The organism is Symplocastrum torsivum (assembly GCF_059505465.1).
In genome coordinates this window covers 20700-38110 of sequence record NZ_JCACKQ010000014.1, presented here as the reverse complement: position 1 = coordinate 38110, position 17411 = coordinate 20700, and the positions used below count along the sequence as shown (strand labels likewise).

13 protein-coding genes are annotated in these 17411 nt (G+C 46.5%); 6 read left to right on the top strand and 7 right to left on the bottom strand.

The genetic code is table 11. The features are described 5' to 3' along the window. Positions 1–180 precede the first annotated feature (180 nt). The 3 genes from AC5JL3_RS04855 to AC5JL3_RS04845 all read left to right on the top strand — a co-directional run bounded on the left by AC5JL3_RS04855 (position 181) and on the right by AC5JL3_RS04845 (position 3805). On the top strand, positions 181–507 hold the full coding sequence (locus tag AC5JL3_RS04855; protein WP_496073401.1) for a hypothetical protein: 327 nt from the start codon (positions 181–183) through the stop codon (positions 505–507). Between the two features lie 79 nt (positions 508–586). Continuing rightward, a complete protein-coding gene (locus AC5JL3_RS04850) occupies positions 587–1426 on the top strand; it encodes an ADYC domain-containing protein (RefSeq protein ID WP_496073400.1) in 840 nt (279 codons plus the stop codon). A gap of 330 nt (positions 1427–1756) precedes the next feature. Beyond that, positions 1757–3805 (top strand): amylo-alpha-1,6-glucosidase, encoded by a 2049-nt coding sequence (locus AC5JL3_RS04845; RefSeq protein ID WP_496073399.1) that lies wholly within the window; start codon positions 1757–1759, stop codon positions 3803–3805. Positions 3806–3877: 72 nt separating this feature from the next. Here AC5JL3_RS04845 and AC5JL3_RS04840 read toward each other — a convergent pair whose 3' ends face one another. Continuing rightward, entirely contained in the window at positions 3878–4834 is a 957-nt protein-coding gene (locus tag AC5JL3_RS04840) for a DNA polymerase III subunit delta' (protein ID WP_496073398.1), read from the bottom strand. Next, positions 4807–5508: a dTMP kinase gene (tmk, locus tag AC5JL3_RS04835; RefSeq protein WP_496073397.1), complete on the bottom strand. Its 702-nt coding sequence runs from the start codon at positions 5506–5508 to the stop codon at positions 4807–4809. The genes AC5JL3_RS04840 and tmk overlap by 28 nt, the downstream gene beginning before the upstream one ends. Before the next feature lie 289 nt (positions 5509–5797). Here tmk and AC5JL3_RS04830 point away from each other — a divergent pair, with 289 nt between their 5' ends. Further along, positions 5798–6145, top strand: coding sequence for a hypothetical protein (locus AC5JL3_RS04830; protein ID WP_496073396.1), 348 nt, complete (start codon positions 5798–5800; stop codon positions 6143–6145). Between the two features lie 44 nt (positions 6146–6189). Here the strand turns inward: AC5JL3_RS04830 and AC5JL3_RS04825 are convergent, their stop codons facing one another. From AC5JL3_RS04825 to AC5JL3_RS04815, 3 genes are all read right to left on the bottom strand, one after another. Further along, entirely contained in the window at positions 6190–6621 is a 432-nt protein-coding gene (locus AC5JL3_RS04825; protein ID WP_496073395.1) for an FHA domain-containing protein, read from the bottom strand. Between the two features lie 397 nt (positions 6622–7018). Next, positions 7019–9427, bottom strand: a complete 2409-nt coding sequence (locus tag AC5JL3_RS04820) for a heavy metal translocating P-type ATPase (RefSeq protein WP_496073394.1) — start codon at positions 9425–9427, stop codon at positions 7019–7021. Positions 9428–9633: 206 nt separating this feature from the next. After that, positions 9634–11235, bottom strand: a complete 1602-nt coding sequence (locus AC5JL3_RS04815) for a CPBP family intramembrane glutamic endopeptidase (protein ID WP_496073393.1) — start codon at positions 11233–11235, stop codon at positions 9634–9636. A 548-nt stretch (positions 11236–11783) separates the two neighbouring features. Here AC5JL3_RS04815 and AC5JL3_RS04810 point away from each other — a divergent pair. Beyond that, a complete protein-coding gene (locus AC5JL3_RS04810; RefSeq protein ID WP_496073392.1) occupies positions 11784–13238 on the top strand; it encodes a PepSY-associated TM helix domain-containing protein in 1455 nt (484 codons plus the stop codon). A 232-nt stretch (positions 13239–13470) separates the two neighbouring features. Further along, on the top strand, positions 13471–14817 hold the full coding sequence (locus AC5JL3_RS04805) for a histidine phosphatase family protein (RefSeq protein WP_496073391.1): 1347 nt from the start codon (positions 13471–13473) through the stop codon (positions 14815–14817). Between the two features lie 274 nt (positions 14818–15091). Here AC5JL3_RS04805 and AC5JL3_RS04800 read toward each other — a convergent pair whose 3' ends face one another. Both AC5JL3_RS04800 and AC5JL3_RS04795 read right to left on the bottom strand, forming a co-directional pair. Then, positions 15092–15967 (bottom strand): manganese catalase family protein, encoded by an 876-nt coding sequence (locus AC5JL3_RS04800; RefSeq protein ID WP_496073390.1) that lies wholly within the window; start codon positions 15965–15967, stop codon positions 15092–15094. Between the two features lie 357 nt (positions 15968–16324). Further along, positions 16325–16972, bottom strand: a complete 648-nt coding sequence (locus tag AC5JL3_RS04795) for a hypothetical protein (protein ID WP_496073389.1) — start codon at positions 16970–16972, stop codon at positions 16325–16327. Positions 16973–17411: the final 439 nt, after the last annotated feature.

Here is a 17411-nt window from a genome sequence, read left to right as displayed (position 1 = left end):
TCACAAGTCAGTACATTCTCAGTCTCTATCTCAGTCATCTGCGTGTTTTGATGAATTTGTAGATGGGATTAGAGCGGAAACAACCTCTAGTAAGTTGCAAACTATCGGTTGCGAGAATTAGTAGCTCAAACATTGCAGCAAATAGGCAACGTCTTGAATACACAGTTGAGGATTTTCACCATGAAGAAAAGTTTATTAGCGATCGCGATCATTGCAGCATTGTTTCCTTTCGCTTTCTCTATGGAGGCTAACGCCGCAAAAAACCCAAAAGAAGCCATAAAAGATGTCATCATCCTGGGTCCACTAGGAGGTAGTGGCGTCTGGCTCAACGGCCTCAAGTGGAACGGCTGGAGTCTGAACGGCAGCCAAGGGAACGGCTTGAGATTGAAGGCTGTCGTGCTTCCGGGCACGAGTATGCAAGCAACAAAACTGCAAGGCATGGAATTGCAAAGCCTTAAAGTCGAAGGTGGACAGCTTGTAGGCGTAACGGGAGTTGCTGCTGAATAGTTGCTAGAAATAACCCAAAGCCAGATCCCCGACTTCTTAAAGAAGTCGGGGATCTGAATCGTTGGCAGAAGTTGAAACTATGAAAAAGACATTTCTATACAGTTTTGTTGGCTTTTTTCCGGTGTTGCTTTTAAGCTGTGAAGTGTTCACCAAAAATTCAAACAGTAACTATACAACTAATTCAGGTACCAGAAGCAGCGCGACTGCCCAGAAAACTGAAATTGTTAAAGGCAAAGACTTAAAAGGCGCACAGTTTAACGCAGTTGACGAGCAGGGGAGAAAGCTGAACTTTCAAATCAAAGATGTCGAACTAGACCCAAAAGACTCCGAAAAAGAAACCTATCTTTACACAGTCTTTTATCTAGATTCAGCAGATTCTCAATGGAAGAATTTGTGTACTCCTGATGCCGAGAATGTTGCCAAGGCAATTCCGCTGACGGGTTCGTGGGATGAGACAGGAAAGCACACAGAATCGAGTGATATGATCACATTTGGCTGTACCAGTGGAGTTCTCGCTAAGTGCATTCGCATGGGTTACAAACCTTGGAAGACTGTTAAAGGAAAGTCCCTCCGAGACTATCACCAAGCTTGCACGCGCATGACACGCGCCGATTACTGCGGTAACGGCAAAAGCCACACACGAGATGGCACTCCCATTAACATCTATGACGAGCTTGGTATTCAAAAGAAAAGTCCTAACAGCGAGATGGTGTTTGAAGCCGCTTGGAATCCCGATGGTGCAACCTTTATCAATCGACCGAGGTGGTTTGAAACAGTATCTGAAATTCGGCAAGAATGTCCTAACAAGCTTAAAGGTCGCATTAATGAGAGCGGTAGTTGGACAACTGCCCAAAAAGTGAAGCAGAATTCGCCAAACTCGTTGCTTTTTAATGATTCAATTGTAAGAAAACAGGATTAGTAGACTTATCTTGAAAGTGGGGAATGGGAAATGGGGTAATTAGGCTTTCATTCTTTAGTTGTAAGCGTAGTTCATGGAGTCTAATTTGAAAGTGGGGATTGGGGATTAGGGACTAGGGCGTGTTTTCAAACTGCCCCGTTAGATTTAGATCCCCCTAAATCCCCCTTAAAAAGGGGGATTTTGAATGTATTCTCCCAAAACTGGGGGCTGGGGGCGAAAATCGACTTTTGCAAGAGACACCATGAGCTACGCTCACAATTTAGACGAAATAGCTGATAGCTTCTCAAGTCAGTGATATATTGCTTAAGGAATTTCAAGAGCCATTGTTGAGTGAAGGATTTAGATACACGGGAATGGCTACTGACCAATGGCTTGGGCAGTTTTGCCAATGGTACAGTTTGTGATGCTCGCACCCGCACTTATCATGGCTGGTTGATAGCAGCCTTGGAGCCGCCGGGAAGCCGTACTTTATTGCTCTCTCATCTTGATGCCAGCTTGGAGGTAGCCGGGTCACTCTGGTCGCTCTCAACGAATTTTTGGCAAGGTGGCAAAATTGAACCCTTAGGCTACCAACTCTTACAATCCTTTGGGGTCGAGCCAGTTCCAACCTGGGTTTGGGGTCAGGAAGGCTGGCAACTAACGCGGCGGTTGGTAATGCCTTACGGATTGGTTGGGAGTGGTGAAGACTCAAGTCACAAACAACTGCCCCAATTCTCTAACCGCGTCTTGATTCAGTATCGCTATGAAGGCAACGAGACTGCAACGCTAAGACTACGACCGATAATTGGCGATCGCGATTTTCATCATCAGCAATCAGCGGATGATGAGATCCAATTCTCCCAATTAGTAAGACCCTCTCAAATTTACCTTCAGGGAATTCGTGCCGATCACATTGGGATGCCCTGGCAGTTGCGCTGGAGTGCTGGTCATTACAAACCAGAAGGGACTTGGTACTGGAATTATTACTATCCAGAAGAAAACAAACGAGGATTAAGCGATCGCGAAGACCTTTACAGTCCTGGCTACCTAAGTGTCATTCTAAAACCAGGAGAAGCCGTAACGCTAGAAGCAAGGGTGGGATGGGTTGACTCAACGCTACCCGATAGAGACACACAAGCTCTCAGTACAAAGTCTTTTGAGGAAGCTGTATTCTTAGAACAAGAACGCCTTGACCAACTGTTTGCTCAGGTGCCAATTGCAGTCAAGCCTGAGCAAGAGTTGATCTGGAGTCAGCTACTACGAGCGAGTGATCAATTCATTGCCTATCGTGCTTCGATTGCAGGGCCAACAATGATTGCTGGTTACCCTTGGTTTAACGACTGGGGACGCGACACGCTCATTGCTTTGCCTGGACTCGCTTTAACCACTGGGCGTTTTGAAGAGGCTAAGGGTTTACTCCGAACCTTTGGTAGTTACTGCCGTAATGGTTTAATTCCAAACACCTTCCCTGATGCTGGTGCCCAACCTATTTATAACAGTATTGATGCTTCGCTCTGGTGGATTGAAACACTAGGGCTTTACTTGGAGAGAACACAGGATTGGGAATTCTTGAAAGAGCAATATCCTGTAGTGCGAAAAATCTACAAAGCTTTTACAGCAGGCACTCTCTACAATATCCGGGTTGATGCCGCTGATGGGCTACTGACTTGGGAGGCTCCAAATGTTGCCCTTACCTGGATGGACGTGGTAATTGATGGTGAACCAGTGACACCACGACAAGGAAAACCAGTAGAAATCAATGCACTTTGGTACTCGGCTTTGTGCTGGACAACTCAATGGACTCAGAAACTTGCTGCTGATTCTACTATTGATAAAGAGCGTCTGTTACAGCAAGCTCAACGTTATGAGCGGCAGGCACAACAGGTAAAGGCATCGTTGCAGAAGTTTTGGAATCCAGAGAAAAATTACTGTTTCGATACGATTGAGCCAGATGATCGACGGGATGCTCGAATCCGTCCGAATGCGGTCTTAGCACTCTCGCTGTATCACTGTGGGTTTCCTAAAGGGCAGGCGCGTCGGATTTTGCAGGTGGCACGCGATCGCCTTTTAACCCCCTACGGTTTGCGAAGTCTTGACCCTTCCGACCCTGACTATGTTAGTTACTATGCTGGCGATCGCTTGTATCGCGATCGGGCTTACCATCAGGGTACAGTGTGGAGTTGGCTGATGGGTCCCTTTATCCGGGCATGGCTGCGGTTCTACGACGAGACAGAACCCGTGCCCTGTAGTCGGCAACCTTTACTTGATCATGTGCAGCAGCAAGCCTGTATTGGTTCGATTTCTGAAATTTTTGATGGTGCTACCCCTTATGCTGCCCAAGGTGCGATCGCCCAAGCGTGGTCAGTCGCTGAACTCATTCGCCACTTCTGGGATTTTTGAACAAGTAGTAGGGTGCGTCATGACGCACCCTACAGGTAGAGGCTGCTTCTGCCTTCTACCTTCTGCCTTCTGCTATACAACTTGACTCAATGCCAGCAATGTTACCTCCCAAACTAATCGTGGTTGAGCATAACCGAGGAGATAGGTTCGGGCTTGCTCTAGCTGTTGGATAATGCTGGGCGACAAGAAGGAGTGCCAATAGCTGTGCTGTAGGTAGTCCAATAGCCACAACTGAGCTTCAGTATCCAAGGTTTTATCAACTTTCTGCGCGAGTTCTAGGGCTTTTCGGGTTGTCTTGGGTAGCTTGGTTAGTTCCTTGAGCAATTCCTCTGGAATCGCTTGAAGTTGCTCAAAGGAAGCGATCGCTTCTCCTGGACTTCCTTGTGCGATCGCAAGTATTGATGGCTCGTTAAGAATTGCTTCATGACCTGTTCGCCGCAGCACCACTTCTAGATTGTCCTGCGACAATCGGGAAAAGGGAATCCGTTGGCAGCGAGACACCAACGTTGGTAACAACGACTCAACGCCAGGGGCAATTAAAATCAACGTCGCCTGTCCCGGTTCTTCCAGCGTCTTGAGCAAGCCATTTGCCGCTGACTCTGCCATTGTTTCAGCTTGCTCCAACACAACTACTTTTCGAGACGCTTCTAGAGTGGAACGACTGAGGAACTGGGTAATCTCCCGAATTTGTTCTAAGCGAATTTGAGGAGGGGCTTTGCGCTTGAGGTTTTTTTCTGCCGCTTCTGTCGCTGACAAGCGAATACCGTTGTGGAGGTAGGTTGGTTCTACCCACAGTACATCTGGATGATTCCCCCGCCGTAGGCGTTTTTGGATAGAAACTTGCTTATCGAGAGAGACATCTGTACCAAACAATAGTTCGATAAATGCTTTGGCGGCTAGACTCCGTCCAACGCCAGGGGAACCTGTAAAAAGATACGCAGGCGCAATGCGATTTCTGGCAACTGCTCCTTCCAATAGCGCGATCGCGCGCTCTTGCCCTACTAGGGGCGCGAAAGCTTGCTGTACCATTGACTAAGTCGTTGACGCAAAATCTCCTGAATTGCCAAATGCACGTCTTCCTCGCTCTTACTACCATCAATCCTGACAATTCTTTTGGGATACGAGGTCGCTAGTTGCTGAAATCCCTGCTGCACTCGCTGGTGAAAGGCAAAGTCAGCTTGCTCAATTCGGTCAGCGCGTCCCCGTTGTCGTGCCCGTTTTAACCCTGTTTCGGCATCAACATCTAGCCACAACGTCAGGTCACTCTCCAATCCACCCGTAGCAATCTCGTTAAGCTGCTGGATTAATGTTAAATCCAACCCTCGCCCATACCCTTGATAAGCAATCGTGGAGTCAGTATAGCGATCGCACAAAATAATCATACCTGAAGCCAAGTGAGGCTTAAGAAATTCTTCAACATGTTGAGCGCGGTCAGCAGCATACAGTAAGAGTTCGGCTCGGTCTTGGATTGGTATAGGGGTAGTGTTCTCGTAGCGACTCCCTTCCTCCAGTAATAGTTTCCGTAGTCCTAATCCGAGTGATGTTCCGCCTGGTTCTCTTGTCGCTACTACAGACATCTCTTGGGCAAACGTTCCTAGGCACTCGGATACTCCCTTGTCTTGAAGCCAATGAAGCGATCGCTGTAACTGAGTTGTTTTACCACTGCCTTCAACCCCCTCAAACACAATCAGTAATCCCTGCATTCCCCAATTCCTCATGCTTTCTGAAGGTATGAGATTTTATCCTCAAGCGGCACAACGATACATTACATTATGAAAATTTTTTACCTCAACCCTCTGTCCTCTAGCTTCTATTTAAGGCAATTAGCATTGCACGATACACTTTTTTGGTAATCTTTATCCGGATGAGTCGCTAATATGCTAGTAGCTGATAGCAGTTGAGCAACGGTTTGTCCTCTTACCTCCTGTAATGACCCTCAACAGAGGTTCGATATGATAGGAGGGTCTAGCTATCTGACGCCCAGGGTTATATATGGCTCGCTATACTTGTTCTTTTACAGTTGCAGTTTCCCTAGATCACCTTCAGCAGTCGCTGATTGAGGTTTTACAATCCTGCAATTTCGACATTATCTATGACACTGGGGATTACCTGATGGCAAGGGAGATTCCTGGTCGCATCGCTTTTGCCAAACTGGTGACGGTGGAAGTGTTGATTGACAAATCAACAGCTACTTCCCAAGAAGTGCGGATGAATTTCGTCATCAAAAACGAAGAGTTGCCTCTCCAGGTTGACAACCACTGCCGTCAAATGTTTGAGCTGGTTCAGGAGGCAGTAGCGGCAAATCGCCATTGGCAACTTGTCGAAAGTGTCGCCGGATAATTTCCGGCGAATTGAGAAATCTCTAAAAAAATTTCTCCACCCTTTTAGCTATTCCATTCTTCTGGGTCCCCAATCATGCCAGGGCTGATCAGGGTAATATCAAACTCATCTGGTGGCCCAGTTGGATGAGGATCGGTCTTAAGCAGGTAGTATTTAGCGCTGACTTGGGGACCGAAAATTACTTCGTCTTCATCTTGGAGATCGTGGGCTTGAAGCTTACGACCATTAATAATCAGCCCATTTGCACTGGGCTGACCTTTGAGGTTACCATCGACAATCCGATAATAAGGACTACCGTCTTCACGCTGCCGTCGTACTAACGTAGCGTGTCGGCGAGATACAAACTGCGAAAATAAGCGGATGTCAGATGTTGGATCTCTGCCGATGGAATACACAGATTCCTCTAAGGGAAATTCTTTGCGTCCCTTATCGTCTTCTATGATTAACAAATGATTTTGATGTGATTGTGGAGGCATCGAAAAATAGTGATAAAGAGTGCAATTTGTTAGGAAAAACGCTCTTGCTTACTCACATTGGCACGCTTCTCAACCAGCTTCCCTTAACTTTTAGGAAAATTACCCTGATTGCCGACCCTCAACCGGGTGACCCCTCAGTCTATCATCATAAACATTTGTAGAGCCGAGCGATATGCTCCATTCGTTAGAAGTTCTTGGAATCTGAAGAGGGACAAAAATGTCTGGTTACCCTGACTGGTGCCTAGCTTTAAGAATTTTCCACCATCTATTGTGACATATTGAGTTGGGCTGTCAGTAGTACAGAATTGGGTTTTGAGACAATTAGCAACTTAATACTCCTCACTAGAATTAGGGAAGGGAACATCGTTGGTCGTTTCACCAGTCACCAAAATTTTACTTAAGCTTTGAAGGTACGACGTAGTAAAAGCGAATTTGTTACGACACTAACAGAACTGAAAGCCATTAGCGCCCCAGCCGCAGCAGGACTGAGGATAAAACCAAAGCTGGGTAAAAGCACACCACAGGCAGCAGGAATTCCTAGTGTATTGTAAGCAAACGCCCAAAAAAGATTCTGTCGGATTTTGTTGAAGGTAGCCGAGGAAAGGGCAATCGACTCAACGACATCCAGTAAGCGAACGTCCTCCGGACGCGCTGCGCTACCGCGCATGAGAATAATTCCTGCCGTCTCCCTAGCAATATCAGTACCCGCGTGCAGAGAAATACCGACATCAGCTTGTGCCAATGCCGGAGCATCATTAATGCCATCCCCTACCATTGCAACATGGTGTCCCTCAGCTTGCAACTGAGCGATCGCATTTGCCTTGCCATCAGGACGAACCCCAGCAATCACATCCTCTGGCGCAATCGAGAGTTGTTGAGCGATTGCCCTAGCTGGGTTAGGTTGGTCACCTGTCAGCATCATGACCTTTAATCCCAATGCTTTGAGCCGTTCAACAGTCTCTTTAGCATCTGATCGAATGACATCTGCCACAGCAAGCACTCCTAGCAGAACCCCATCCGACGCTACATAAACCACCGTTTTTCCAGCTTCTGCCAACGCCTGAACCTCAGTTTGAGCATTCTCACCAAGCGCCACACCTTGCCGACTCAACCACTCAGCATTACCCAGTAACACCCGTTGATTTTCCACCCATGCTGATATTCCTAACCCAGGTTCGGTGTAAAAATCTTGAGCAGCCAAAATCGGTAGCTGCTGCTGCTGTGCTTCGGTACAAATTGCCAAGGCGAGAGGATGGGAAGTGCCACTCTCGGCAGAAGCGGCAAGTTGTAGGAGTTTTTTAGTGGTAGTACCCTCCGATACCCCTTGAACCAATGCCCGAAGTGCTAGGCAATCGGTAACAGTGGGTTGTCCACTGGTGAGTGTACCTGTTTTGTCAAAAACGACCGTATCGAGTTGATGAACTCGTTCTAAAACATCCCCGCCTTTGATTAACAATCCACGTTCTGCACCAATACTAGTACCGACGAGAATTGCTGTTGGTGTTGCCAAACCAAGGGCACAGGGACAGGCGATTACCAAAACTGCGATCGCCAGTTTCAAGCTCAAAACTAACGGAGACGGCGACATGGGCATCATATGACCCATCGCGTCAGTCATCGGTGACAAAATATCTGGCCAGATTTTTGTCCCGACAAGATACCAGAACAGGAAAGTGAAGGAGGCAATCCCCAAAACGCCATAAGTAAAGTATCCCGCTACCGTATCGGCTAACTGCTGGATTGGTGCCTTACGGGTTTGGGCATCCTCAACTAGAGCAACTATCTGAGCTAGTGTTGTCTCCGAACCCGTTCGAGTTGCTTTGAGTGCAATCACACCCGACTGATTCAACGTACCAGCCGTCACCGTGTCTCCGGATTGCTTCAAAACAGGTATTGATTCCCCCGTCAGCATCGACTCATCTACTGCCGACTGCCCCGCCATCACTTCCCCATCTACGGGTACCTTTTCCCCCGGCAAAACTCGCAACCACTCGCCAACACGCACTTGCTCAACAGGAATTTCAATTCCTGGCTGTTCTGTTGTTGCCGATTTCCCAATCAAACGGGCAACCTGCGGCTGTAGTGCCAACAAGGACTCAAAGGCTGTTGAGGCTTGACGCCTTGCCCGTTGTTCTAAAGTACGACCCAAGAGAATGAAACCCAACAACATCACGGGTTCATCAAAGAAGCATTCCCATCCCAGTTGCGGAAAAAGTAAGGCAATACAGCTAGTTGTGTAAGCCGTTAGTGTGCCTAAGGCAACTAACGTATTCATATTCGGGGCTTGATGCCACAACCCACGCCAACCATCCACCAAAATCGGACGTCCCGGCAAGAGCAACGCTAAGGTTGCCAGTCCCCAGTGGAACCAGATATTGCTGATGACAGGCAGCATCGGCGCACCGAGCCAATGACCGATATGCCCTAAGGTTGATAGAAGAATCAGGACACCCGCAATGATCAAGCGTCGGACTTGTTCACGGCTTTCTTGTTCACGCCTTTGAGCGGGTGTCAGAGTATTTTGTAGAGCTAATGCGTCGCTCCCTTTGGCAGAACGGGGTTGAGAGGGAAAACCTTTAGAAGTCAATTCCAGCGCTAGTGCGGCTGGATCAACTGTCGCCGCATCACACTCTACAACAGCAACCTCCGTCACTAGATTAACGCGGGCAGAGATTACGCCGGGATGACCAGTCAGTTGCCGTTCTACAACACTGACGCAGCCCGCACATTTCATCCCTGTGACATCTAAGGCGATCGTCTCTTTCGGTGAGTCTTTGGTTTGGGCAATATCTGAAGAAACTTGCATGAGAATAGCCAATAACTCTGCTAAAGCTTGTGATGCCTCAACGCCTAAGCGCAAGAAGTACCTATAATTCTGAGCTTAGGCGAAATTTTGCACTGTCAACTCCATAGTATTAAGTTTTTTAAATATTCAAGGGTTTGGCAGATTTTGAAATCGGACGGGATGCCTAGGAAAAGGGGCTTCACAAAATGATCAAGTTGTAAAGCGGTTCAATTAGAGCCACTACCTAAGACGAAGAGGCTTAAGAGTGTGCCAGCATTCCAAAGCCCGTGGAGGAGCATGGAAGCAAGGAGATTACGCGATCGCGAATATACGATTCCCAACACCATGCCCAATGTCGCCAAGGGGAGGACTTCCGAAAGACTCAGGTGAGCGATCGCAAACAGCAAACTACTTGCCAGAATTGCACCCCAAACAGGTACATAACGAGTCAGCGATGGTAACAAAAAGCCCCGGAAGATAATCTCCTCAAACACGGGTGCAGCTACGCAGGCTGTCAAGAAAAATATTAAGAGGGCAACATTATCTCGCCCTTCCAGCGCTAGAGGCAGAATCGGGTTGCTTCCTCCCTGTCCATTCCACAGCCGTTGGTTGATTAGTGACACCAAAATGACCAAAGGCAATGCTACCAGATACCCTCCCAATCCCCAGAGAACCCAGTTACTGCGGAACTTAAAGCGAAACCAATCCTCTGGTACTGGTAAAAAAGGTTTGATGGAAAGGTACATAACTAGCAAGCCACCCATTGCCATCAAGAGGTAGCTCACCAATACATAAAACGCCTTCATTCGTACCGTGAAACCGACAGGATTCACGCCCAAAACCCCGAACAGGAGGGGAAGTGCCAATTGACCGATGAAGAAAAAGCCAAAAATCAGTACTTGCCATATAATTTCCCAATCCCAAGGTGTCTCCCAAGCGACATCAGCATTGGTTGCCAAAAGCGATCGCTCACCCCGAAACAGTCGCTGACCTAACAAAAATAGCAAAAGAATCAGACCAAATAGACCCCCAAAGCCTGGTATTCCGCCAATTACTCCCAATTTCAAAATTGCCTGTTCAGCTATCTTTTGTTCTTTGGTTTGCAGCGAGGCTAGAGCATCCTGACGTTGCTGCAATTGATACAGCTTAGTTAAAGCACGATAGCGGAACCAGCTATCTAAGTTTTTTTGAATTTGTGACTCGGCATCTGGTAGCAGTCGCGGTGGATCACTCCATAAACCTGTTACTACCTCCGCTGTTTGGATTAAAGACTCTTTTGTCTGTTGCTCAGTAAATTTACTCCAACTTTGGAGGGCAGCCTCTGTTTTTCCTTGTTGGGCTTGAAGAATCCCAAGGCGTAAATCTAGCTCATCAATTAGCTGTCCTACTTGAGATAATGACATTTCCCATTGCTGCCGCTGTTGGGAGGAGCGAGGAGTATCAGCAACTGGAGCAACTTGTAGCTGTGGTTTGGCAGCCTCCTCGGCTACCGCTAGTTCGTTGGTTGAGAGTTTTTGGAGTTTAGCAACGATTTTCGACTGCGCTTCCTGAGCAGATTCACGCGCTTCTTGATACTGGTTTTGTGCCGTTTTAAGCGGGTTCGTACCGATTAAAGTGTTACGGGCACTTGTCAAATCTGGGTTCGATTCTGAGGGTGTTGCTGCCTCAGCATTTGGCTGCCACTCGCTCGCATGGAGTAGCAGATTAGTTTGGTAAAGTTCCAGCCGACTTTGAATCTGAGGTTGACCCCAGCTTTCTACCAAGGACAGGCTGACTTTGGCGATCGCAAAAATCGTCAGTACAACCAAAATCAACCGCTTAATAGTCATTTTTTGTTACACAACTTGCGCTAATTACGTCTGTAGCAAGAGTTTCAGCTTCAGATTAACTTCATCTCGAATGCATCTGAATACACAGCACAATAAGAGACTACGGTTTCAAATTTTAAGGCATCTTAGCGCAGTGTCACGATTAAGGCTTTGGAACAATAGTTTCAACTAAGCGACACTGATTCCAGAAATGGTTCGAGGAGTTTGACAGCTTGTCTTTTGACATCCGTTTTCCTTTGACTGATATTGATTTCTGCACCCATGGCTCAACCGGTGATGGCAAAACAGTGCAGAGCTTTAGCTTACCTGGTATATAGCCCTTCTCGATTAGATGAGATACACTCTGACCTCTCTGGAAAACCTCTCTCCTACTCTTGAGTGAGGCTTTGATTCTTACTCCCCTTCCCGATTCCGGGAAGGGGTTGGGGGTTAGGTTTTTTGATGTACTTCACGCCACTGAGAACTGCTATAGATAGCTTCGATCTGTTGCTCAATACCTCCCACTGTTTGAGTCAAGTACAGAGCAACAGGAGATAATACCCTCATCTATGGCATCTACATCTAACTCTTTAGTTGAAGTTCCCTCAGTTTTAGAGTCCCCCACCAATCGCTTCTATCGCACTATCTGGCGCTGGCACTTCTATGCAGGATTATTTGTCATTCCCTTTATGTTAATCCTCGCAACGACAGGCATCATTTATCTCTTCAAGCCTCAGTTAGATGCCCTAATGTATCATCATCAGATGTTTGTGCAACCTACAGGTGTGATGCAGCCATATACCCAACAACTGGAAGCTGCCCAATCTGCCTTTCCTGATGCAAAAGTCTCTAAATTCGCTCCCAACGTTGCGCCGAATCGCAGTGCTGAAGTGACATTAATGACATCTGATGAACGTACTTTAACAGTCTTTGTGAACCCTTACACAGATGAAGTATTAGGCGATCGCGATGAAAACAAGAACCTCCAGAGCATTGCCCGCAAGATTCACGGTGAACTAATGATTGGCAAATTCGGTGACTATCTGGTGGAACTTGCCGCGTGTTGGGGGCTAGTGCTGTTGATTACCGGACTGTATCTTTGGCTACCGCGCAATCGGTTTAAGATTTTTGGAACTCTGATACCCCGTTTATGGAGCAAAAATAAGCGAGTATTTTGGCGAGATCTGCACGCTGTCTCTGGATTGTATGGTACTTTGCTGGTTGCCTTTCTTATTCTTACGGGGCTACCTTGGTCTGGATTTTGGGGAGAAACGTTTGCTCAAGTTTCCAGCCATTTCCCTGCACAACTATGGGATGAGGTGCCTCAGTCTAAGGTATTAACGGGTTCACTGAATCAGCATGGAGATCATGTTGTGCCGTGGGCTGTGGAGCAGTTGCCGATGCCGCTATCAGGTACTTCTGGACATGAACATCATTCAGGGCAAAGTCGTGCTAGTTCTACAGCTTTCCCTAAGGGAATTCCTCTAGGTACACCTGTTAACTTGGACTCTGTAGTTGCACTGGCACAAGCAAAAGGTGCGTTTCCCGGATTCAGCGTCAGCTTCCCACAAGGTGAGACTGGCGTATATACCGTTTCGGTGTTTCCGGACAATCCAAGCCAAGAAATGACTATGCATATCGATCAGTACAGTGGAAAAGTGCTGGCTGACGTGCAGTGGCAGGATTATGGTTTAGTACCCAAGGTAGTAGAGATGGGTATTGCGATACACATGGGTAAATACTTTGGAGTGGGAAATCAACTGCTGATGCTGTTTGCCTGCTTAGTAGTTATCGTTCTGTGTGTGAGTGGAATAGTGATGTGGTGGCAACGTCGTCCGAAACAGTCTGGACGGATTGGTGCCCCAGCGTTACCACCCTACGTTCAGCAGTGGAAAGTTCCGATCGCAATAATTGCTGTTTTGGGTATCGTTTTCCCTCTCGTTGGTCTTTCATTGGTGACAGTGTTGTTACTGGATTATCTCGTGTTGTCTCGTTTTCCTGCACTTAAACGTGTTTTTAGTTGAGCTGAAATTGCTGTACCAAAGGCTATTCTCAATATTTGCGTGCTGTGCAAGGCTATCTGCTTTCTATGACCGCAACTACACCTTACCTAGCCAACCAAATTAGTTAGGGTTGAAGTAGGTGTCCGGTTGCACGTTACAATGACCCTGGCAATTGGAGAGACACAAAGGACGCGCTTCGATCTTTGTGTGAAACTGGGAACTGTCCACGCACTTGGTCATGGAGGATTCAAGATTGGCTACTCGCGTTATTATCGTGCGTCACGGTCAAAGCAGCTACAACACCCTGAAGATGATTCAAGGGCGCTGTGATGAGTCAGTCTTGACCGAAAAAGGTTCTGCGGATGCCCACAAAGTTGGTGCTACTCTTGCTAGCCTGCGCTTTGATGCTGTTTACTGTAGTCCTCTACAACGAGCAAAGCAGACAGCAGAGGTTATCTTGCCGTATTTGCAAGGTACTCCAGAATTACTGGCAATAGATAACCTAATGGAAATCGATTTGCCCCTTTGGGAAAAACTGACTAAGTCAGAGGTTAAGGAAAAATTCCCAGACGAATACCAATGTTGGAAAGAGCGTCCTCACGAGTTCTCTATGGGTTATCCCAAAGAGGTTTCAAGAGAACACTTTCCAGTGCTGGCACTCTACGAACAAGCACAGCAGTTCTGGCAGGACATTCTCCCTCGCCACCAGGGAGGCACAATTTTAATCGTGGCGCATAACGGCATCAATCGCTGCTTGATTAGTAGTGCCCTGAAGATTCCTCCCGCCCTTTATCACTCGATCCAACAATCAAACTGTGGCATCAATGTGTTGAACTTCGCTGGCAGATGGGGCGAACTCGTACAATTAGAGTCGCTTAATCAGACATCTCACTTGGGAGATGCCTTACCGACTCCCAGAGAAGGACATCAAGGATTGCGTCTATTGCTCGTGCGTCACGGCGAAACTGAGTGGAATCGTGTCTCCCGCTTTCAGGGAGGAATTGATGTTCCACTGAATGATAATGGTCGAAGACAAGCGCAACAGGCGGCAGAGTTTCTCAAGGATGTCCCAATTGATTTTGCGATCAGTAGCCCAATGCTACGTCCCAAGGAAACGGCTGAAATTATTCTCCAGTCTCACCCAAGTGTTGAATTAGAACTGCAAGAGACACTTAAGGAAATCAATCACGGGCTTTGGGAAGGGAAATTAGAGTCGGAAATCAAACAGGAGTACGCAGATTTGCTGCGTCAGTGGCAAGTTGCTCCTGAAACAGTACAGATGCCTCAAGGAGAAAATCTTCAGCAGGTGTGGGAGCGAGCGATCGCAAGTTGGAATGCGATCATTACATCTGCTGCCTTATCTTCCACTAAACTCAAGACAGGTTTAGTGGTAGCTCACGATGCTATCAATAAGGTAATTCTCTGCCATGTTCTAGGTTTGCAAGCCGAATCATTTTGGTGTATTAAACAAGGCAATGGCGCTGTTACGGTGATTGACTACCCGTATGGTTTAGAAAAAGCGCCGATTTTGCAAGCCATGAACATTACTACACATCTATCTGGCGGTGTTCTGGATAAGACAGCAGCGGGTGCGTTGTAGAAGTGTTGATGCATTCATTGACGTAGGCTTGCCTAACTAGGCGATTTCCTGCTACTTCAGGACTTACGCAAATCCACCCTTGAAACACCATTTGTAGGAGCGCTCTAAGGTGCGCCCCTACCAGATCTGGCCCTTGTGCGTAAGTCCTATACTTGCAACGGCTATCATGTTTCCCTCATCTTGTAGGATACTGCTGACGGATTGGGGTTCTGAACCCCAATCCGTCAAAAGTGATTTTAGATGATGGAAAGAGTGACAGTGCGGAGTCTTCAGATTAGGCTTGACCACTGCTCTGAGGAGTTTTGCCTGTGCCATGTAAGTGTGGATGGGGCGGTGGTGGTTCTACCGCTGGTCCTTGGGGTTGAGGGTTCGCTACATACTCAAACTCGCCTTTGCCGTCCATAGAAGGACCTTTAGCCCAGCGACCTTGGGCACTTTCCTCGCCCTCAGACATATTCAAGAATTGATAAGCGACCTCACGCTTCTCCAATTCCAGTGGGAAGGAACTCGGAACAGGGGTTGACTCTAACCCTTCAGCCTCTAAATCTTCAAGTGCGGCTAACCATTGGTTTTGATGCATGGTGTCACGGGCAATTAAGAAACTGAGCGTATCTTTTACCCCTGGGTCATTTGACATCTCATACAACCGCACAGCCTGCAATCGACCTTGGGTTTCGGCATGAAGATTAGACCGGAAGTCTGCTAAGAGATTGCCACTAGCAACGATGAAGCGACCATTCCACGGGAAGCCGACACTGTCACTGGTTGTTGCACCTAAACCCGCCACAATAGCGTGCTGTGGGTTCATTGCTCCCATGATGATATCGCGTGGATTGGTGCCTCCCATAACTGCACCAACCACTGCATCTTTAGCGCCTTCCTCTTGCGCGGTTACAGGAGCCTTATCCAACAACTGGGCAATCATCGTAGCGAGTATCTCGATATGCCCAATTTCCTCAGTACCAATATCGAGTAGCATATCTCGGTACTTAGCCGGTCCTCGGCAATTCCAGCCCTGAAACAGGTACTGCATCATCACAGTCATCTCACCAAAGACACCACCGATGAGTTCCTGCATACTCTTGGCATAAATTGGATCAGGCTGCTCAGGAGGAGTGAAGTACTGTAATTGCTTTTTGTGATAAAACATTTAAATTTCCTGAATTCGACTTAGCGCTCAACCGTCAAATTGATAAATTACATCTTCCAAATTGAGCGCAGTTTGACACTGAATTTTTTAGTGCCTGTTACTCTTACTAGGTAACTAAAGTAATTTTTAATGAGCATCAGCCGCTAGGAAGGCAAAAAATATTTTAGTTAGTATCTTTTTAAGTATTCCTAAGGTTTATGCAAGGCAGTAAGCTTTTAGTAGCGTTGAATATTTGGCAGTTTAATGTGGCTACTTTAGGATTTTGAGTATAAGATTTAACACCAAAGCTTAACAATCATGCTCAAAGGAGAAGAGCATGATTGTTATTTCTAAATTAAATTGATTTTGCTTTTAAATCTAAAGATTTTCTTCAATTTTATTACCGCAGGTTCCAAATGAATCCCACTGGAACTCAGCTAGCAGTAGAACACTTCCTCCTGTGATGATTCCAGTTGCAAGAAACTGCCAAGCACCGCAGTAGGGTAAAATCCAGATACTGAGCAGGTGGACTAATCCTGTGAGTGTTAGAGTACGCGATCGCATTCCCACTCCAGTACAAAAGTAGCCCAAGGCAATTAACCCTAACCACAGAGGACAGAGGTTCATTAACACCTCTGACCAACCCAAGAAAATACCTAAGTCTGTAATGACAAGACCCAACAGCATTAAAAATATCCAGCTATCGAGAACCCAGCCTAATCCTTCTTCTCTTATCCAAGATGGTGTCAAAATCACCATACCTACCGTACCGATTAGGCTCAAGCTTGACCACCAAATAGCTTGAGTAGTCCAACTAATAGGAAGAAACTGAGCTGCAATGAAAATTATGGCTGAGATTACACCCCAAACAATGCAAGCTTGATCGAGTCTTGTGTAAAATGTTGATAAAAGGGTGATATTTCCAATTTGCAAGTGGAAACGCCAAACTCCTGGAACATCTGGAAGAGCATAAGCACTTTCTTTACGACACAGAAGAGGAGTATTTGGATTAAAAAAAGTCATCATAGCGCTGCTGAGAATAAAAGTATTTGAAACGTTAGTGGTTTTGTTCTAAGCTCTGGTTTGGAACTCAGAACGAAAGCAATAAACTGATTTAAATTAATTTAATTATTTTTCAATAACCTATATTTGCAATCTATCGGCATAGATAATTTAAATGCAATACTAGTCTTTCTGTAGTAATAATTTTTACGAATAAAATTACTTTTTACTCAAAAAAGTAATTTTAGATACCAAAAATATTTTCTAGAAGTATGCGATCGCATTTTTCGATCAATCGCCTTTTACTTTTAGGGAATAGCTTGCAAACAGAAGTTAACGAATTAACTATAGCTAATCCTAAACGCCAAGATTCCCGACTTATTCAAGAAGCCGGGAATCTGAACAGCAAAAGTTTGTAACTCAAGTAGGATTGCTATATATCAAGAAACCGCATCTTCTACAG